Below are 18,614 nucleotides of genomic sequence, written 5' to 3' on the forward strand. Positions count from 1 at the left end.
CGTGAAATTATCTATCAGGAGGTGAATCGATGGCAGTCGAAATCGATGAGCTGGCTTTACGCGCAGCTTTTTCCCAGCCGGACGACGATGGCACCTTCCAGGGCGAGTATGCCGCCTATCTGGCCGACATCGCCAAACGGCGCACCGTGGTGCTGCTCCCCTTTGCCCCCAAGGCGGCGGGAACATTCTTACGTACTGCGGTGATCGCCGCTACCGGCGGGCAGCTGGTGCGCGCGGTGCATGCCCAGGGCGGACGCGAGGCCCAGCTCTATCTGCCGATTTTCATCCATTATTACTACGGCGGTGTCTGTGAAGAACCGATGGTGGTTCATGTTCATATGCAGGCTCATCCCGCCAATTGCCGTTTTATCGAAGTGCTCTCGCTGAAGCCCGTGGTGATGATCCGTTCAATCACCGATATGCTGGCATCAATGTGGGACATGTTTCTGGCCGATCCTGCCATGCGGATCGAGACGGTCAATTGCATCGTGCCCGATACTTTCGCCGATTTTCCGGCGGCAGAAAAAGCCGACTTCATGTTCGATATGTTTGCCCCCTGGTATGTCAGCTATTATGCATCCTGGCTCGATTATGCCGCGACCCACAGCGATACCGTGCTGGTGACCCATTATGATGATCTGGTCGCCGATCCGGTCACGTTACTTGGGCGGATTCTGGATCATGTCGGCATGTCTAAGCCGCCGGAAGTGTGTGCGGCGGCTTTCAATGGCACCTGGGACGAACGTGGCGAACTGCGGTTCAGCCGTGGGGTCAGCGGGCGCGGTAAAGGCTATTTTTCGCCCGGGCATTTTGCCCGTCTTGAACGGATGCTGGGGCGGTATGATGTGCTCAAAAATCTGACTGCAGAACTACTCTGACGTGTTTTGCATAAGCGCTGCGTTGTAAAAAACATTTGTACTGCAGCGTTTTTTTTGTTCCACCTTGTCGCAATATTTCTCATCGCCATGGTTTGTGACCTGCAGGGCTTTAGCCTTGCGGGCAATATTGCATATGTCTGTCGTTCAGGTGGTGCGTGTGGTTGAGTAGGTGTGATATGACCCTGATAGACGATGTGGTGCAACCGGTTTCGTATAGTGCTGAAGATATACGTGTTTTATTCGATTCGCCTGATATTGATGGCCTTTATCAAGGTGAATGCGCGGAGCATCTGCGAGAAATTTCACACCGTCGCCCCACATTGATCCTGGCTTTTCCGCCCAAATCTGCCGGGTCTTTCTTACGCAATGCGGCGGTGCTTGCCGTCAATGGTGCATTGGTGCGTTCGGTGATTGCGCAGGGGGGGCGCGAAGATCAGTTCCGTTTGCAGACTTTCGTGGAATATTACAGCGGTGGTATTTGTGCCGGGCCGCTGGTGACGCATGTGCATATGCAGGCCCGTTTGGCCAACCGCCATCTGATCAATGTGTTATCCCTGAAACCAGTAGTAATGATCCGGTCGATCCCTGACATGCTGGCATCGATGTGGGACATGTTGATAAACGAGCCGGAAGAGTTGCAGCGCTGCATTGTTTGTCCGCTGCCAGAAGATTTCGCTGATTTCAGTGATGCGCATAAGGCGGATATGCTGATCGATCTGCTCGGCCCCTGGTATGTCAGCAATTATGCGTCCTGGATCAGCTATGCGGCCGATCAGCCGCAGACGGTATTGCTGCCAAAATATCGTGATTTTGTTGCCGATCCGACCGCTGTGCTGGGGCGTATTCTTCAGCATGCCGGTATGCCACGTCCCCACGAGGTTTGTCAGGCGGCGCTGGAATATTCCTGGCAGGGGCGTAAGGCGATGCGTTTCAACAAGGGTGTCAGTGGGCGGGGCAGAACCTATTTTTCCCAATTCCATTTTGATCGTCTGGCCGCCATGGTGAAGCTCTATCCCGTGCTGGCCGATTGGCAGGATGAAATTCTGTAAGCTGTCTGGCCTGCAAAAAGCGCGGGGCCTTCACACGATGAAAATATTTACGGCTTGAACAGCAAATGCTGCAGATGCTTGTCGGGATGAAGTAAAAAATTTATACATATAAACATAAAATTTTTTTACGCGTTTTCTGGCATGCGCGATGCTGGAATCATGACTGGGTGTGGGGGATGGTTCCGTGAGCATTGGCATTGATGATTTGGCAGTTCAGGCCGCCTTTTCCCAACCGGAAATGGATGGCACCTTTACGGGGCCGCTAGCGGATTATCTGCAGGAGCTGTCTCAGCGTCGCCCGGTTTTGCTGTTTGCCTTTCCGCCCAAGAGCGCCGGCACCTTCTTGTGCACCTCGGCGGTCGTGGCGTCCGGCGGCAGTCTGGTGCGTGCGGTTCATGCCCAAGGTGGGCGCGAGGCCCAGCTCTATCTGCCGGTTTTTCTCTATTATTATTATGGTGGTGTGTGCGAAGGGCCGATGGCCGTCCATGCCCATATGCTGGCCCGGCCCGGCAACTGTCATTTTATCGAAGCTTTATCGTTGAAACCGATCACCATGATCCGTTCCATTCCGGACATGCTCGCTTCGCTTTGGGACATGTTTCTCGATGTGCCGGAATCGCGCGCGGAAAATATCAGCGGGGTGGTCCCCGATGCGTTCCCGACCTTCTCCTCTGCCTGCAAGGCGGATTTTATGATCGATATGATCGGGCCTTGGTACATCAATTATTTTGCCACCTGGCTTACCTATGCGGCACAGCATCCGGCCGCGGTGCTGGTATTACATTTTTCCAGCTGGCTGGCGGATCCGCTGGGTACGCTGCAGCTTTGTCTGGAACATGCTGGGGTGCCAAAGCCAGAGGCGGTGTGCAGTGCTGCGCTGGATGGCTGCTGGAAGGAGCGTGGGGAGCTGCGCTTCAACAAGGGGGCGGCGGGCAGGGGCCGTAGCTATTTCACTACGGCCCATATCGAACGACTTGCTCATCTGATGGACAATTTTCCCATTCTGGGAAACTATCGCGCCGAGCTGCTCGCGTAAAAATGAGTTTTAACGATTAACGGCGCAGTTCGTACAGTGCGATGGCGGCCGCGTTGGAAACGTTAAGGCTTTCCATGGCCGGATTGATCGCTACAAAGGCCGAGGTGTCGCAATGCTCGCGCACCAGACGGCGGATGCCCGATCCTTCCGATCCCAGCACCAGGGCAATATCCTTGGCCGCAGCGGCTTCTTTCAGCGTTGCTTCGCCGTCGCCCGCCATGGCAATACGCAAAAAGCCCATCTCGCCCAGCTCATCCAGTGTGCGCGACAGGTTCACCACGCTGACGAACGGCACGATGTCGAGCGCCCCGGAGGCGGATTTGGCCAGTGAACCCGACTCGGGCGGGGCATTGCGATCCTGCATCACCACCGCGTCGACGCCGAATGCGGCGGCCGAACGTAAGATCGCCCCGACATTGTGCGGGTCGGTCACCTGATCCAGCAGCAGCACGACGCGGCGGCCTTCGGAAGGTTTTAACACCTCGGCAAGGGTGCGCCCGGGTAAGCGGCCGCAAGACAGCGCAAGGCCCTGATGCACGGCGCCCTGGGGCAGCGACCGGGACACGGTATCGCCATCGACAATCTCGTGTGGGACGCTGTTCAGCAGCGCGGTGCCGAGCTGTTCGGCCGCGCCGGCGGTCAGAAGAAGTTTCTTAATTTTTCTTAATTGACCGGCTAATGCAGCCCGTACCGGGTGCAGGCCATACAGCCAGAGCCCTTCGGGCGTCGGTCTGCCCGGCTTGGGCGGAGGGGAACGCATCTGCCCCCGCGGCCGCGGCGTCTGCTGCGGGGCCGGTTTGGTGGGGTTAAAGGGCGGCTTGGCACCCGTTCGGGGCGGAAATTTTTTGCTCATGCTATTTCTTACAAAGATGTTGCTGAATTAAGCAACCACACGGCTTGCATTTTTTGTCATGATGGCGTTAACCTCCGACACAGATTCCGGCAAGGGAAAGATTTTTGGTTTTTCCCTTGACAGGAATCTGTTGACGCGTCAGTAACGTTCCCCGGAACGTCCATCCCGAACCATCTCTGGGGTCGGGTGGATTTACTAGCGTCGTCAAGTGACGAAAGTTAATACTGTGGCGCGGAGGGGTGCCCGAGTGGCTAAAGGGGACGGACTGTAAATCCGTTGGCTACGCCTACGTTGGTTCGAATCCAACCCCCTCCACCATCTCCCTGGTTTGCCGGGTTGTGAGGTGGGCGCAGTAATATAGAGTAGGGCCGTATTTCCCGGCAGTGTAGCCAGCCGGGGCTTACGGAAAGATGAAGAAGTCGAATCCAGCGGGTGTAGCTCAATGGTAGAGCAGCAGCCTTCCAAGCTGAATACGAGGGTTCGATTCCCTTCACCCGCTCCAGATTTTCGCCGCTGCGAGCCTTGATATGGTCGCCCGCGGTAAGTGCCGGGTCAGTTTAGGGCGCGGTACGGATGGACGAGGACATTGGTTTGCGTTTCCGCTTTTGAAAGGGCGGGTCGAAACGATAGGGTGACACATGGCGAAGGCTAAATACGAGCGGACGAAGCCGCATTGCAACATCGGGACGATTGGTCACGTCGACCACGGCAAGACAACGCTGACGGCGGCGATCACGAAGGTGCTGGCTGAATCTGGCGGTGCGACGTTCACGGCGTACGACCAGATTGATAAGGCGCCTGAAGAAAAGGCTCGCGGCATCACGATTTCGACGGCACACGTCGAGTATGAGACGGCGAACCGTCATTATGCGCACGTTGATTGCCCCGGCCATGCTGACTATGTGAAGAACATGATCACGGGTGCGGCGCAGATGGATGGCGCGATTCTGGTTGTTTCGGCAGCTGACGGCCCGATGCCGCAGACGCGCGAACACATCCTTCTGGCCCGCCAGGTTGGCGTGCCCGCGCTGGTCGTCTTCATGAACAAGTGCGACATGGTCGATGATCCGGAGCTGCTGGATCTGGTCGAGATGGAAGTTCGTGAGCTTCTGTCGAGCTATCAGTTCCCCGGCGACGATATCCCGATCGTTCGTGGTTCGGCGCTGTGTGCTCTGGAAGACAAGAGCCCGGAACTCGGTCGTGAAGCGATCCTGAAGCTGATGGCTGAAGTTGACGCCTATATTCCGCAGCCGGATCGTCCGGTTGAGCTGCCGTTCCTGATGCCGATCGAAGACGTTTTCTCGATCTCGGGCCGTGGTACGGTTGTGACCGGTCGTGTTGAGCGTGGCGTTGTCAAGGTTGGTGAAACGGTTGAGATCGTCGGTATGAAGCCGACGTCGACGACCACGGTTACCGGCGTTGAAATGTTCCGCAAGCTGCTCGATCAGGGCCAGGCCGGTGACAACATCGGTGCGCTGTTGCGCGGTGTTGACCGTAATGGTGTCGAACGTGGTCAGGTTCTGTCGAAGCCGGGTACGGTGACCCCGCATACCCAGTTTATGGCAGAAGCCTATATCCTGACGAAAGAAGAGGGTGGCCGTCATACGCCATTCTTCACCAACTATCGTCCGCAGTTCTACTTCCGTACGACGGACGTGACGGGTATGGTGAAGTTGCCGGAAGGCACCGAGATGGTGATGCCTGGTGACAACATTACGATTGAAGTTGATCTGATCGTTCCGATTGCGATGGAAGAAAAGCTTCGCTTCGCTATCCGCGAAGGCGGCCGCACAGTTGGTGCCGGTGTCGTCGCTTCGATCATAAAGTAAAGTGTTATGACCGGGCTGCCATCCGGCGGCCCGGTTTACATTTCGGCATAGGAGTGTAGCTCAGTTGGTAGAGCGGCGGTCTCCAAAACCGTAGGCCGAGGGTTCGAATCCTTCCACTCCTGCCAGATGTTTTTTGAAAGTGCAAAATGGCCGAAACGGCGAAGAAAACGGCAAATAACGCAGGCGAGAAAGATGCACCCCAACCGGTGCGTCAGCGCGGTGGCATTGCTCGGTTTATGCAGGAAGTCGTTCGCGAATCCAAAAAGGTCACCTGGCCGACGATGAAGGAGACATGGCTGACGTCGCTCATGGTCTTCATTATGGTCGGGCTGACGGTGGTCTTTTTCTTTGCTGTCGACAGCGTGCTTGCGTTCGGTGAACGTCTTTTGATCGGCGCGGGGTGAGGCCATGAGCGAAGCTGCAACGGAAGGTAAGTGGTATATCGTCCACACCTATTCCAATTTTGAGCGTAAAGTTGCCGAAGAGATCAAGCGCCAGGCGGAAACGCAGGGGCTTGAACATCTTATTGGTGAGGTGCTGGTTCCGACGGAAGAAGTCGTTGAGCTGCGCCGTGGCCAGAAGATCAATGCCGAGCGCAAGTTCCTGCCCGGTTATGTTCTGGTGCGTGCCAATCTGACGGAAGAAGCCTATCACCTGATTAAAAGCGTGGCGAAAGTCACTGGCTTTTTAGGGCAGAACAACAAGCCGATGCCTTTGCGGCAGGGTGAAGTTGATCGCATCCTCAATCAGGTTACCGAAAGCACGGAACGGCCCAAGACGTCGGTCCGCTTCGAGGTCGGCGAGCAGGTGCGGGTGGCCGATGGTCCCTTTACCTCGTTCAACGGTACGATCGAGGAAATCGATCCTGCGCGTTCGCGGGTTAAAGTGGCGGTGTCGATTTTCGGTCGCGCCACCCCTGTCGAGCTGGAATATTCGCAGGTCGAAAAGATTTAGGCAGCTTAAGCCCGGGATGGTCCCGGATAGGCTGATACGGGAGGGGCAGCCAGCCCCGTAAGCACCGGACACCGCTAAGGAGGCGGCAAAAAAGTGGCAAAGAAAATTATCGGGTATATTAAGTTGCAGGTGCCGGCAGGCGCGGCGAATCCGTCGCCGCCGATCGGTCCGGCGCTGGGTCAGCGCGGCCTGAATATCATGGAGTTCTGCAAGGCGTTTAACGCCAAAACGCAGGACAAGGAAAAGGGCATGCCGATTCCGGTGACGATCACCGTGTTCTCGGATAAGTCCTTTACCTTTGATATGAAGACGCCGCCCGCGTCCTATTTCATCAAAAAGGCTGCGAAGCTCGAGAAGGCCTCCAAGGCCCCCGGTCGTGATTTCGCCGGTTCGGTGACCAAAGCGCAGGTGCGCGAAATCGCCGAAGCCAAGATGAATGACCTGAACGCTACCGATGTCGAAATGGCGATGCACATGATCGAAGGTTCGGCGCGTTCGATGGGCATTGAGGTCAAGGAGTAAGTCACATGGCCAAACTGTCCAAGCGTTATAAGAAAGCCCTGGAAGGCGTTGATCTGAACAAGGTCTACACCATCGAAGAGGCCGTCAAGCTGGTGAAGGCCAACGCCAACGCCAAGTTCGATGAAACCATCGAAATCGCCATCAATCTTGGCGTTGACCCGAAGTATGCAGACCAGATGGTCCGCGGCATGGTCAACCTGCCCAACGGTACTGGCCGCAGCGTGCGCGTTGCCGTGTTCGCCAAGGGGTCCAAGGCTGATGAAGCCAAGGCTGCCGGTGCGGATATCGTCGGTGCTGAAGAGCTGGCGGCGGAAGTGCAGAAGGGCGAAATCAATTTCGACCGCTGTATTGCTACCCCGGACATGATGGGCCTGGTCGGTCGTCTTGGTAAGGTGCTCGGCCCCCGTGGCATGATGCCGAACCCGAAGATTGGCACCGTGACCATGGACGTCAAGACGGCTGTCGAGAACGCCAAAGGCGGCGCGGTCGAATTCCGCGTTGAAAAGGCCGGTATCGTTCAGGCTGGCGTCGGCAAGGCGAGCTTCACGGAAGCTGCCATTGTTGAGAATATCAAGGCGCTGGTTGACGGCGTGGTCAAGGCCCGTCCGACGGGTGCCAAAGGCACCTATGTCAAGAAGGTCGCACTGACCTCGACGATGGGCCCGGGCCTGCGTGTTACGCTGGCGTCGGTTGGCGCGGCGAGCGCTGGCGCCTAAAGAGAGTTTTGGCCGGCAGCAATGCCGGCCAGGAAGCCGATCGGCGATGGGTCGGTGCCTGTCCGAGACCGCTGGAGCCCAACAAGGGGCTTAAAAGTCCAGCGCAGACGGGGCGAGAACTTTAAAGCGTTTCCCCTTAACGGGGTGCGGTTTGGGTTTGACCCCTGGGGCAGGGTGGATCGGAAGCGTTTTTTCCGGTCCGGTCACAGGGCGGAAAGGGTGGATCGTCCCATCTAATCCGAGCATATGGCTCCGTTTTGCGGCGCCATAGTAGAAGGAGAGCTTAAGTGGACAGAACCCAAAAGGCGGAAGCTGTCGAGGAGCTGAAGGGCATCTTCGTCGAATCCGGCTCCTTGGTTGTCGCCCACTATGCCGGTCTGACGGTCGCTGACCTGATGAAGCTTCGCTCCCGCATGCTTGCGGAAGGTTGCTCTTTCAAGGTGGCCAAGAACCGTCTAGCGGCGCGCGCTCTTCAAGGAACTGCCGTTGAAGGTATCACCTCGCTCTTCAAAGGCCCCACCGGCATTGCGTTCAGCAAAGACCCGGTTGCGGCTGCGAAGGTGATGGTGGAGTTTGCCAAGGACAACAAGAAGTTGGTTGTTCTGGGCGGCTCGGTTGGCGAAACGGTTCTCGATGCCGAGGGCGTAAATGCTCTGGCAACGCTGCCGTCGCTCGATCAGCTCCGTGGCAAGATTGTGGGCCTCATCCAGGCTCCGGCGACCAAGATCGCTGGCGTTCTGGCTGCTCCCGCCGGTCAAATTGCCCGGGTCATCGGCGCTTATTCCAAGAAGGACGCTGCCTAAGTCTGGCGCGACACCACAGTACAAAGTTTCAAACCCAATCCTTAAGGAACATTACAAATGGCTAATATCGAAAAGTTGATCGAAGACCTGTCGGCTCTGACGGTTCTGGAAGCTGCTGAGCTGTCGAAGGCTCTGGAAGAAAAGTGGGGCGTTTCCGCCGCTGCTCCGGTCGCCGTTGCTGCTGCGCCTGGCGCTGCTGCTGCTCCGGCTGCTGAAAAGACCGAATTCACTGTCGTTCTGGCTGCCGCCGGCGACAAGAAGATCAACGTGATTAAGGAAATCCGTGCGATCACCGGTCTGGGCCTCAAGGAAGCCAAGGACCTCGTCGAGGGTGCGCCGAAGGAAGTCAAGGTTGACGTCTCCAAGGCCGAAGCTGAGAAGATCAAGAAGCAGCTCGAAGACGCCGGTGCGAAGGTCGAGTTGAAGTAATTACGGATGGCTGCGATACTCGCAGCTATGACGGCACGATCCCGGAAGGCAGCTATGTCTTTTTACGGAACCGATTGTGCAGTGAAATACCCGGGCGGGGCGGTGGTTTCGACCACCGTCCAGTTCGGCTTACGTTTAGGCACCACTCTTTCCGCGGCGCTAGTGGGCGTTTCGGGAGGGCGGCGTTTTTTGCCCTTTAAGACATCGGGAAAGCGGCAATGACTCTATCATTCACGGAACGCAAACGGCTTCGTAAATCCTTCGGCAGAATTGCCGAGGTGGCTATAATGCCAAATCTGATCGAGGTGCAGAAAACCTCCTACGACCAGTTCCTGCAGGTCGAGAAGCCGGCCGGCGGACGTTTGGATGAAGGCTTACAGACGGTATTTTCCTCTGTGTTTCCGATCCAAGACTTCTCGGAAACCTCCCGGCTGGAATATGTTGATTACCAGTTTGAAAACCCCAAATATGACGTAGAAGAGTGCCAACAGCGCTCGATGACCTACGCGACGCCGCTCAAGGTGACGCTGCGCCTGATCGTGTTCGATGTGGATCAGGAAACCGGCGCCAAGTCGGTCAAGGACATCAAGGAGCAGGACGTCTATATGGGCGACGTGCCGCTGATGACTGACACCGGCACTTTTGTCGTCAATGGTACCGAGCGTGTCATCGTTTCTCTGATGCACCGCTCCCCTGGCGTGTTCTTTGATCACGACAAGGGTAAAACCCATTCGTCGGGCAAATTGCTGTTCGCGTCGCGTATCATTCCGTATCGCGGTTCTTGGCTCGATTTCGAATTCGATGCCAAGGATATCCTGCATGTGCGTATTGACCGGCGCCGTAAGCTGCCGATCACCACGTTGCTCTATGCCCTTGGTCTCGACCAAGAAGGCATTCTCGATTATTTCTACGCCAAAATCCCCTTCAAGCGCGTCAAGGATGGTTCCTACGTTACGCCGATCGATGCCAGCTGGATGCGCAACACCAAGGCTGGTCAGGCGTGGAAGCACCCCAAGACGGGTGAAGTGCTGGTGGAAGCCGGTGGCAAGATAACCCAGCGTTCTTTGCGCAAATGGGAAGATGACGGGCTGAAATCCGTTGCCATCGACGCTGAAGATCTGCTTGGTCGTTATTGTGCCCTCGACATGGTCAACCCGAAGACCGGTGAGATCTATGTTGAAGCCGGTGACGAGCTGACGGCTCAGTCGCTCGAATTGCTGCACGAGGCTGGTTACGACGAGATCGAAACCATCCACGTTGATGGCATCACCATCGGTGCGTATATCCGCAACACCATGGCGGCGGACAAGAACCATTCGCGCGAACAGGCCCTGATCGATATCTATCGTGTCATGCGCCCGGGCGAACCGCCGACGCTGGAAACCGCCGAAGCCTTGTTCCAGCAGCTGTTCTTTGATGCCGAACGTTATGATCTGTCCGCGGTCGGTCGCGTCAAGATGAACATGCGTTTGAACCTCGACGCTGCTGATACCGTTCGCGTCCTGCGCAAAGAAGACATCCTCGCCATTGTCAAGGCGCTGGCTGAATTGCGCGATGGCCGTGGCGAAATCGACGATATCGACAATCTGGGCAACCGTCGCGTCCGTTCGGTGGGCGAGCTGATGGAAAATCAGTTCCGCATCGGTCTCTTGCGTATGGAACGCGCCATCAAAGAGCGTATGAGCGCCGTCGACATCGATACTGTGATGCCGCACGATCTGATCAACGCCAAGCCGGTGGCCGCTGCCATTCGTGAATTCTTCGGCTCGTCGCAGCTGTCGCAGTTCATGGACCAGAACAACCCGCTGTCGGAAGTCACCCACAAGCGTCGTCTGTCGGCCCTCGGCCCGGGCGGTCTGACCCGCGAGCGTGCTGGCTTCGAAGTGCGTGACGTGCATCCGACCCACTATGGTCGTATCTGCCCGATTGAAACGCCGGAAGGTCCGAATATTGGTCTGATCAACTCGCTGGCCACGTTCGCGCGCGTCAACAAGTATGGCTTTATTGAAAGCCCGTATCGTCGGGTCGAAAATAAGCAGGTCACCGATGACGTGATCTATCTGTCGGCGATGGAAGAGGCCAAGTACACCATCGCGCAGGCAAACGCGGCGGTGGACAGCCGCGGCCGTATCACGGACGAGCTGGTCAGCTGCCGTAAGGGCGCCAACTATGTCATGACCACGCCCGACCAGGTCGAGTTCATTGACGTTAGCCCGAAACAGCTGGTGTCGGTTGCTGCCGCACTGGTGCCGTTCCTCGAAAACGACGACGCCAACCGCGCACTGATGGGCGCGAACATGCAGCGTCAGGCCGTTCCTCTGCTCAAGTCGGAAGCGCCGCTGGTCGGCACCGGCATGGAGCCGGTGGTGGCACGTGACTCCGGTTCGGCAATTTCGGCCAAGCGTTCGGGTATCGTCGATCAGGTCGACGCGATGCGTATCGTCATTCGCGCCACCGAAGAAACCGATCCGACCAAGCCGGGCATCGACATCTATCGCTTAAAGAAGTTCCAGCGTTCCAACCAGTCGACCTGTATTACACAGGCGCCGCTGGTCCGCGTCGGTGACACCGTCCGTAAGGGCGACGTGATCGCTGATGGTGCTTCGACCGAGATGGGTGATCTGGCGCTGGGTAAGAACGTGCTCGTCGCGTTCATGCCGTGGAATGGTTACAACTACGAAGACTCGATCCTGATCTCCGAGCGTATCGTCAGCGACGACGTCTTCACTTCGATCCATATCGAAGAGTTCGAGACCATGGCGCGTGACACCAAGCTCGGGCCAGAGGAAATCACGCGTGACATTCCCAATGTCGGCGAAGAAAACCTCCGGAACCTCGACGAAGCCGGCATCGTCTATATCGGTGCCGAGGTGAATGCGGGCGATATTCTGGTGGGCAAGGTGACGCCGAAGGGCGAAACCCCGATGACGCCGGAAGAAAAGCTGCTGCGCGCCATCTTCGGCGAAAAGGCCGCTGATGTGCGTGACACCTCGCTGCGCGTGCCGCCGGGGGTGACGGGTACCATCGTTGAAGTGCGCGTGTTCAACCGCCACGGCATCGAAAAGGACCAGCGCGCCCTGTCGATTGAAAAGGCTGAAGAAGAACGTTTGGCCAAGGACCGTGACGACGAACTCGCGATCCTCGAACGCAATATCTTTGCCCGTCTGCACGACATTCTGGTTGATAAGACGGCTGCCTCGGGGCCGCGCGGTCTGTCTGCTGACACCGCACTGACCGAGGAGGTTCTCGAAAACCTGCCGCGTCATCAGTGGTGGCAGATCGGCCTTTCGGATGAAAAGGCGATGGGCGAGATCGAAGCGCTGCGTAAGCAGTTCGACGAATCCAAAGCCCGTCTGGATGCCCGTTTTGCCGACAAGGTGGAAAAGCTCCGCCGTGGTGACGAACTGGCGCCGGGCGTCATGAAGATGGTCAAGGTCTTTGTCGCGGTGAAGCGTAAGCTGCAGCCGGGTGACAAGATGGCCGGTCGTCATGGCAACAAGGGTGTCGTCAGCCGCATTCTGCCGGCGGAAGATATGCCGTTTATGGAAGACGGCACGCCGATGGACATCGTGCTGAACCCGTTGGGCGTGCCTTCGCGCATGAACGTCGGGCAAATTCTCGAAACCCATCTGGGCTGGGCCTGTCGCGGGCTTGGTCACAAAGTGGGCGAGATGATCGACAAGGCCAAGAAGGACGGTCGCTTTGAACCGGTCCGCCGCGAACTCAAGACGATCTACAATAACGATGATCGCCTGAGCGAGTTCGAGGATAAGGATCTGCCTGAACTGTGCGATAACCTGCGTCGCGGCATTCCAATTGCGACCCCGGTGTTCGACGGTGCCAAGGATCGCGATATCGTCGACATGCTCAACTTGGCTGGCTGCCCCGAAAGCGGTCAGGTCACGCTGTATGACGGCCGTACCGGTGATGCCTTCAAGCGTAAGGTGACAATCGGCATCATCTACATGCTGAAGCTTCACCATTTGGTCGACGACAAGATCCATGCCCGTTCGATTGGTCCGTACAGCCTGGTTACCCAGCAGCCGCTGGGTGGTAAGGCACAGTTCGGCGGTCAACGCTTCGGTGAAATGGAAGTGTGGGCCCTTGAAGCTTACGGTGCCGCTTACACCTTGCAGGAAATCCTGACGGTGAAGTCGGACGACGTTGCTGGCCGTACCAAGGTCTATGAAGCGATCGTTCGCGGCGAAGATACCTTCGAAGCCGGCATCCCTGAAAGCTTCAACGTGCTGATCAAGGAAATGCGTTCGCTGGGTCTCAATGTCGAACTGATGAACGGTTAAGTTTTAAAAGCCGCCCCCGGTCCTGACGGGCAGGGGGCGGAACCGGATATTTTCCGCCACGCCGGATTTTAAAGGCGGGGCAAAAAGTTTCAGGGCGCATGGCGTGCGGCGCCTCGACGAGGATGAAGATGAACCAAGAGCTGATAAACGTCTTTTCGGCCGGCAAGGAAATTCCTACCTTTGACCGCATTCGGATTTCGCTTGCCAGCCCGGAGCAGATCCTGCGCTGGAGCCATGGCGAAATCAAAAAGCCAGAGACGATCAATTACCGCACCTTCAAGCCGGAACGCGACGGCTTGTTCTGTGCGCGTATTTTCGGCCCGGTAAAGGATTACGAGTGCTTGTGCGGCAAGTACAAGCGCATGAAGTACAAGGGCATCGTCTGCGAAAAGTGCGGCGTTGAAGTTACCGTGCAGAAAGTGCGCCGCGAGCGCATGGGCCATATCGAACTGGCCTCGCCGGTGGCGCATATCTGGTTCCTGAAGTCGCTTCCCAGCCGCATCGGTATGCTCCTCGACATGGCGCTCAAGGATCTTGAGCGCGTGTTGTATTTCGAAGGTTACATCGTCATTGAGCCGGGTCTGACCCCGCTCAAAATGCGTCAGCTGCTGACCGAAGACGAATATTACAGAGCGCAGGACGATTACGGCCCCGATAACTTCACGGCCCAGATCGGCGCTGAAGCCATTCAGACTCTGCTGCGTGGTCTGGATCTGCCGGTCTTACGCGAAGAAATCCGTGCCGAGCTGGCGACCTGCAACGGCGGTGAAAAGCCCAAGAAGCTCATCAAGCGGATGAAGCTGGTTGATGCTTTCCTGGAGTCGGGTAACCACCCCGAATGGATGATCATGACGGTCATCCCGGTGATCCCGCCGGAACTGCGCCCGTTGGTGCCGCTTGATGGTGGCCGTTTCGCTACCTCCGATCTCAACGATCTGTATCGCCGCGTCATCAACCGCAACAATCGCCTCAAGCGGCTGATCGAGCTGAAGGCCCCTGACATCATCGTGCGCAACGAAAAGCGCATGCTGCAGGAAGCCGTTGACGCCCTGTTTGACAATGGCCGTCGCGGTCGTGTCATCACCGGTGCCAACAAGCGCCCGCTGAAGTCGCTCGCCGACATGCTGAAAGGCAAGCAGGGCCGCTTCCGTCAGAACCTTCTGGGTAAGCGCGTTGACTATTCCGGTCGTTCGGTGATCACCGTCGGCCCGGAACTGAAGCTGCATCAGTGCGGCTTGCCGAAGAAGATGGCGCTGGAGCTGTTCAAGCCCTTTATCTATTCGCGTCTGGAAGCCAAGGGCTTCTCGCAGACCGTTAAACAGTCCAAGAAGCTGGTCGAGAAAGAAAAGCCTGAAGTTTGGGATATCCTCGAAGAGGTTATTCGCGAACATCCGGTCATGCTCAACCGCGCACCGACGCTGCATCGCTTAGGCATTCAGGCGTTCGAGCCGGTACTGATTGAAGGTAAAGCGATCCAGCTGCATCCGCTGGTTTGTACCGCCTTCAACGCCGACTTTGACGGCGACCAAATGGCTGTGCACGTGCCGCTGTCGCTGGAAGCCCAGCTTGAAGCCCGCGTGCTGATGATGTCGACCAACAACATCCTGTCGCCGGCATCGGGCAAGCCGATCATTGTGCCGACACAAGATATCGTGCTTGGTCTGTACTACATCAGTCAGGATCGTCCCGGTGAGCCGGGCGAGGGGTTGGCGTTCAACGATCTGGGCGAAATCGAACACGCCCTGTTCGCGGGTGCCATCACCATGCACACCAAGATTAAGTGCCGCTATCATACGGTGGACAAGGACTTCAAGCCGATCATCCAGCGGGTTGAAACCACCCCGGGCCGTATGATGATCGCCGAATGCCTGCCCAAGCATCCCGACATTCCGTTCTCGCTGATCAATCGTCTGATCCGTAAGCAGGAAGTCAGCTCGATCATCGACGAAGTCTATCGCCATTGCGGTCAGAAAGAGACCGTGATGTTCGCCGACGCTGTCATGGGCCTGGGCTATCGTGAAGCCTGCAAGGCTGGCATCTCGTTCGGTAAGGACGACATGGTGGTGCCCGCGACCAAGACCAAGCTGATCGAGGAAACCCGCCACAAGGTGCGCGAGTTCGAGCAGCAGTATCTCGATGGTCTGACCACGGACAAAGAAAAGTACAATGCGGTGGTCGATGCCTGGTCCAAGTGTACCGATCAGGTCGCCAACGAAATGATGAAGGAAATTTCCGAGCCGCATATTGATCCGGAAACCGGACGGCTTGAGGAAATGAACTCCATCTACATGATGAGCCATTCCGGTGCCCGCGGTTCGCCGCAGCAGATGAAGCAGCTTGCCGGTATGCGTGGCCTGATGGCCAAGCCGTCGGGCGAAATCATCGAAACGCCGATTATTTCGAACTTTAAGGAAGGCCTCACCGTTCTCGAGTACTTTAACTCGACCCATGGTGCCCGTAAGGGGTTGGCCGACACCGCCTTGAAGACCGCGAACTCGGGCTATCTGACACGCCGTCTGGTCGACGTCGCCAACGACTGCATCATCACCGAAGTCGATTGCGGTACCAAGCATGGCATGACCGTGCAGGCCGTCATCGATGGCGGTACCGTGGTGGCGTCGCTGACCGAGCGTATTCTGGGCCGTACCGCTGCCGAAGATGTCACGCATCCCGACACCGGCGAGGTCCTGGTTCCCGCGGGTGAAGAGATCACCGAAATCGCGGCTGAAAAGATCGAAGCGGCGCAGATCCAGAAGGTCTCCGTGCGTACCGTGCTGTCCTGCCAGTGCAAGGATGGCATTTGCGCCAAGTGCTATGGCCGCGATCTGGCCCGTGGCACCAAGGTCAATATCGGCGAAGCGGTCGGTGTTATTGCCGCTCAGTCGATTGGCGAGCCGGGTACCCAGCTTACCATGCGTACCTTCCATATTGGTGGTGCGGCGCAGGTTTCGGGTTCGTCCAAGGTCGAAGCCAGCTACGACGGCAAGATCAAGATCGTCAACCGCAACGTGGTCAAGAACTCCGATGGCGAGTTGGTGGCGATGGGCCGCAATATGCTGGTCGTCATCGTCGACGCCAAGGACCAGGAACGCGCCTCGTATCGCATCACATACGGCGCCCGCCTCAAGGTGGACGACGGTGTCACCGTCAAGCGCGGCGACAAGCTGGCGGAATGGAATCCGAACGCCATTCCGGTGATGACCGACATCGATGGTATCGCCAAATACGAAGACCTCGTCTCGGGTGTGACCATCAAGGAAGTGGCCGACGAAAAGACCGGTGTGACCAACCGCGTTGTCATCGACAGCCGCGGCACCGGCACCAAGGCTGCGGCCGAGCTGCGCCCCAGCCTGGTCATCGTCGACAAGTCCGGCAAGGTCATCTCGCTGCCGAACGTTGGTGCGGCGCGGTATGCCCTGCAGGCCGATGCCATTCTGTCGATCGAAGATGGTACCGAGGTTCGCGCCGGTGACGTGCTGGCTCGTATTCCGACCGAAGGCGCCAAGACGCGTGACATCACCGGCGGTCTGCCGCGTGTTGCCGAGCTGTTTGAAGCGCGCAAGCCGAAGGAATCCGCGGTTCTGGCGGAAATCGATGGCTTCGTCGAATTCGGCAAGGACTACAAGAACAAGCGCCGTATCCTGATCCGTCCCAAGGACGAAAGTCTCGAGCCGGTAGAGTTCCTGATCCCCAAGGGCAAGCACATCAGCGTGCGCGAGGGCGACTATGTCGAAAGAGGCGAGTATATCGTCGAAGGCAATCCCAGCCCGCACGATATCCTGCGCATCAAGGGTGTGCCGGAACTGGCCGCGTATCTGGTCAAGGAAATTCAGGACGTCTATCGTCTGCAGGGCGTGAAGATCAACGATAAGCATATCGAAGTGATCGTGCGCCAAATGATGCAGAAGTTCGAAATCATCGATGGTGGCGACACCACTCTGCTGGTGGGCGAACAGGTCGATCAGGTCGAACTGAAAGAAGCCAATACCAAGGCCGAGGCCGAAGGCGGCAAGCCTGCGGTTGGTCGTCCGGTTCTGCTCGGTATTACCAAGGCATCGCTGCAGACCCGTTCGGTCTTCTCGGCGGCGTCGTTCCAGGAAACCACCCGCGTGCTCACCGAAGCTTCGGTGCAGGGCAAGGTCGATACCCTGGAAGGGCTCAAGGAAAACGTCATCGTCGGTCGTCTTATCCCGGCTGGTACGGGCGGCGCCGTTGCCCGTCTGCGCCAGATCGCGATCGAACGCGACAAGGCGATCCTGGGCGAACGCGAGCAGGCCATTCTGGCTCCGGTCGGTGATGAAGAGTCGGTTCTGCCGGCCAACATCCCGTCGGCCCCGCCACAGTCTGCTGCGGAATAAAACGCCTGACAGTCAGAACAAAGGGCCGGTCTTACGACCGGCCCTTTTTCTATGCGTTTGGGGTTTGTGTGGGAAAGCTTAAACCGCCAGTTCGCACCAAACGGGTACATGGTCCGAAGGTTTATCACCGCCGCGGACCGCCTTGTCGATTTCGCAGGCGGCGAGCCGGTCCAGCGCCTGTGGCGACAGCAGCAGAAAATCGATACGGATGCCGTTATTCTTTTGCCAGGACCCGGCCTGATAATCCCAGAAACTGTATTGCCCGGCGGCCGGATTGCGGGCCCGGAACGCATCGGCCAGCCCAAGATTGTGCAGCCGGTGCAGGCCCGCGCGGCTTTCGGGGCGGAACAGGGCGTCACCAATCCAGGCGGCGGGGTCAAAACAGTCTTTTTCCTCCGGGATGATGTTGTAATCCCCGGCCAGTACCAGCGGTTCCTCCAGCGCTAACAGGGTTTTTGCGTGGTGCTGCAACCGCTGCATCCAGGACAGTTTGTAGGGGAATTTCTCGCTCTCGACCGGATTGCCATTGGGGGCATAGAGCGCGGCAACCCGGACCATGCCTGTGTCGCCTGGTATCAGCGCTTCAAGATAGCGGGCCTGTTCATCGGCCTCGTCACCGGGCAGGCCACGCCGCACATCCTCGGGCGGTCGCTTCGACAGAATAGCCACACCGTTATAGGTCTTTTGGCCGTGGGTCAGGCAGTTATAACCCAGATCCTCGAACGCCTCGCGCGGGAACGTCTCGTCGGTGGATTTGATTTCCTGCAGGCAGACAACGTCCGGGGCGGCAGCGCTGAGCCAATGTGTCAGCGGGGCCAGACGCGCTTTAACCGAATTCACATTCCAGGTGGCGATTTTCATGAAACACACCGTTTGTTGCGCCTTA

The 18,614-nt window shown here is 57.5% G+C and carries 14 protein-coding genes and 3 tRNA genes; 15 read left to right on the forward strand and 2 right to left on the reverse strand.

Translation table 11 applies throughout. The features are described 5' to 3' along the window. Nucleotides 1-29: 29 nt before the first annotated feature. The 3 genes from ACZ5RI_RS08555 to ACZ5RI_RS08565 all read left to right on the forward strand — a co-directional run bounded on the left by ACZ5RI_RS08555 (nt 30) and on the right by ACZ5RI_RS08565 (nt 2,963). Nucleotides 30-878 (forward strand): sulfotransferase domain-containing protein, encoded by an 849-nt coding sequence (locus ACZ5RI_RS08555; RefSeq protein ID WP_464511148.1) that lies wholly within the window; start codon nt 30-32, stop codon nt 876-878. A 176-nt stretch (nt 879-1,054) separates the two neighbouring features. Then, nucleotides 1,055-1,927 carry a hypothetical protein gene (locus tag ACZ5RI_RS08560; RefSeq protein ID WP_464511153.1) on the forward strand — a complete coding sequence of 291 codons (873 nt, stop codon included), beginning with the start codon at nt 1,055-1,057 and terminating at the stop codon, nt 1,925-1,927. A gap of 184 nt (nt 1,928-2,111) precedes the next feature. Then, entirely contained in the window at nt 2,112-2,963 is an 852-nt protein-coding gene (locus tag ACZ5RI_RS08565) for a hypothetical protein (protein WP_464511155.1), read from the forward strand. A gap of 16 nt (nt 2,964-2,979) precedes the next feature. Here the strand turns inward: ACZ5RI_RS08565 and rlmB are convergent, their stop codons facing one another. Next, on the reverse strand, nt 2,980-3,816 hold the full coding sequence (rlmB, locus tag ACZ5RI_RS08570) for a 23S rRNA (guanosine(2251)-2'-O)-methyltransferase RlmB (protein ID WP_464511159.1): 837 nt from the start codon (nt 3,814-3,816) through the stop codon (nt 2,980-2,982). 233 nt (nt 3,817-4,049) lie between these two features. Here rlmB and ACZ5RI_RS08575 point away from each other — a divergent pair. The 12 genes from ACZ5RI_RS08575 to rpoC all read left to right on the forward strand — a co-directional run bounded on the left by ACZ5RI_RS08575 (nt 4,050) and on the right by rpoC (nt 17,728). Then, nucleotides 4,050-4,134 (forward strand) — tRNA-Tyr (locus ACZ5RI_RS08575). 110 nt (nt 4,135-4,244) lie between these two features. After that, nucleotides 4,245-4,318: transfer RNA gene (locus ACZ5RI_RS08580), tRNA-Gly, on the forward strand. A 136-nt stretch (nt 4,319-4,454) separates the two neighbouring features. Further along, on the forward strand, nt 4,455-5,645 hold the full coding sequence (tuf, locus tag ACZ5RI_RS08585) for an elongation factor Tu (RefSeq protein ID WP_464511164.1): 1,191 nt from the start codon (nt 4,455-4,457) through the stop codon (nt 5,643-5,645). Nucleotides 5,646-5,694: 49 nt separating this feature from the next. Beyond that, nucleotides 5,695-5,770: transfer RNA gene (locus ACZ5RI_RS08590), tRNA-Trp, on the forward strand. A gap of 21 nt (nt 5,771-5,791) precedes the next feature. Then, the gene (gene secE / locus ACZ5RI_RS08595; RefSeq protein WP_464511168.1) at nt 5,792-6,049 is read left to right on the forward strand and encodes a preprotein translocase subunit SecE; all 258 of its coding nucleotides are present in this window, start codon (nt 5,792-5,794) and stop codon (nt 6,047-6,049) included. Nucleotides 6,050-6,053: 4 nt separating this feature from the next. After that, nucleotides 6,054-6,599, forward strand: coding sequence for a transcription termination/antitermination protein NusG (gene nusG / locus ACZ5RI_RS08600; RefSeq protein ID WP_464511172.1), 546 nt, complete (start codon nt 6,054-6,056; stop codon nt 6,597-6,599). Between the two features lie 93 nt (nt 6,600-6,692). Beyond that, nucleotides 6,693-7,121, forward strand: coding sequence for a 50S ribosomal protein L11 (rplK, locus tag ACZ5RI_RS08605; RefSeq protein WP_464511178.1), 429 nt, complete (start codon nt 6,693-6,695; stop codon nt 7,119-7,121). 5 nt (nt 7,122-7,126) lie between these two features. After that, complete coding sequence (rplA, locus tag ACZ5RI_RS08610) at nt 7,127-7,837, forward strand: 50S ribosomal protein L1 (protein ID WP_464511182.1); 711 nt, start codon at nt 7,127-7,129, stop codon at nt 7,835-7,837. 287 nt (nt 7,838-8,124) lie between these two features. Beyond that, nucleotides 8,125-8,640: a 50S ribosomal protein L10 gene (gene rplJ, locus ACZ5RI_RS08615; RefSeq protein WP_464511186.1), complete on the forward strand. Its 516-nt coding sequence runs from the start codon at nt 8,125-8,127 to the stop codon at nt 8,638-8,640. Nucleotides 8,641-8,697: 57 nt separating this feature from the next. Next, entirely contained in the window at nt 8,698-9,069 is a 372-nt protein-coding gene (rplL, locus tag ACZ5RI_RS08620; protein WP_464511189.1) for a 50S ribosomal protein L7/L12, read from the forward strand. Nucleotides 9,070-9,287: 218 nt separating this feature from the next. After that, the gene (rpoB, locus tag ACZ5RI_RS08625; RefSeq protein WP_464511193.1) at nt 9,288-13,370 is read left to right on the forward strand and encodes a DNA-directed RNA polymerase subunit beta; all 4,083 of its coding nucleotides are present in this window, start codon (nt 9,288-9,290) and stop codon (nt 13,368-13,370) included. A gap of 128 nt (nt 13,371-13,498) precedes the next feature. Then, nucleotides 13,499-17,728, forward strand: coding sequence for a DNA-directed RNA polymerase subunit beta' (gene rpoC / locus ACZ5RI_RS08630; RefSeq protein ID WP_464511198.1), 4,230 nt, complete (start codon nt 13,499-13,501; stop codon nt 17,726-17,728). 78 nt (nt 17,729-17,806) lie between these two features. Here the strand turns inward: rpoC and xth are convergent, their stop codons facing one another. Then, nucleotides 17,807-18,589 (reverse strand): exodeoxyribonuclease III, encoded by a 783-nt coding sequence (gene xth, locus ACZ5RI_RS08635; RefSeq protein WP_464511204.1) that lies wholly within the window; start codon nt 18,587-18,589, stop codon nt 17,807-17,809. Nucleotides 18,590-18,614: the final 25 nt, after the last annotated feature.

The sequence above is a fragment of the Micropepsis pineolensis genome (assembly GCF_055392125.1).

Excerpts from the sequence above, each read along its gene's own strand:
- rpoB (WP_464511193.1), top strand. The coding sequence starts at position 9,288 with ATGACTCTATCATTCACGGAACGCAAACGGCTTCGTAAATCCTTCGGC.
- ACZ5RI_RS08555 (WP_464511148.1), top strand. The coding sequence starts at position 30 with ATGGCAGTCGAAATCGATGAGCTGGCTTTACGCGCAGCTTTTTCCCAG.
- rlmB (WP_464511159.1), bottom strand. The coding sequence starts at position 3,816 with ATGAGCAAAAAATTTCCGCCCCGAACGGGTGCCAAGCCGCCCTTTAAC.
- ACZ5RI_RS08560 (WP_464511153.1), top strand. The coding sequence starts at position 1,055 with ATGACCCTGATAGACGATGTGGTGCAACCGGTTTCGTATAGTGCTGAA.
- xth (WP_464511204.1), bottom strand. The coding sequence starts at position 18,589 with ATGAAAATCGCCACCTGGAATGTGAATTCGGTTAAAGCGCGTCTGGCC.
- nusG (WP_464511172.1), top strand. The coding sequence starts at position 6,054 with ATGAGCGAAGCTGCAACGGAAGGTAAGTGGTATATCGTCCACACCTAT.
- rplA (WP_464511182.1), top strand. The coding sequence starts at position 7,127 with ATGGCCAAACTGTCCAAGCGTTATAAGAAAGCCCTGGAAGGCGTTGAT.
- secE (WP_464511168.1), top strand. The coding sequence starts at position 5,792 with ATGGCCGAAACGGCGAAGAAAACGGCAAATAACGCAGGCGAGAAAGAT.
- rplL (WP_464511189.1), top strand. The coding sequence starts at position 8,698 with ATGGCTAATATCGAAAAGTTGATCGAAGACCTGTCGGCTCTGACGGTT.
- rpoC (WP_464511198.1), top strand. The coding sequence starts at position 13,499 with ATGAACCAAGAGCTGATAAACGTCTTTTCGGCCGGCAAGGAAATTCCT.
- tuf (WP_464511164.1), top strand. The coding sequence starts at position 4,455 with ATGGCGAAGGCTAAATACGAGCGGACGAAGCCGCATTGCAACATCGGG.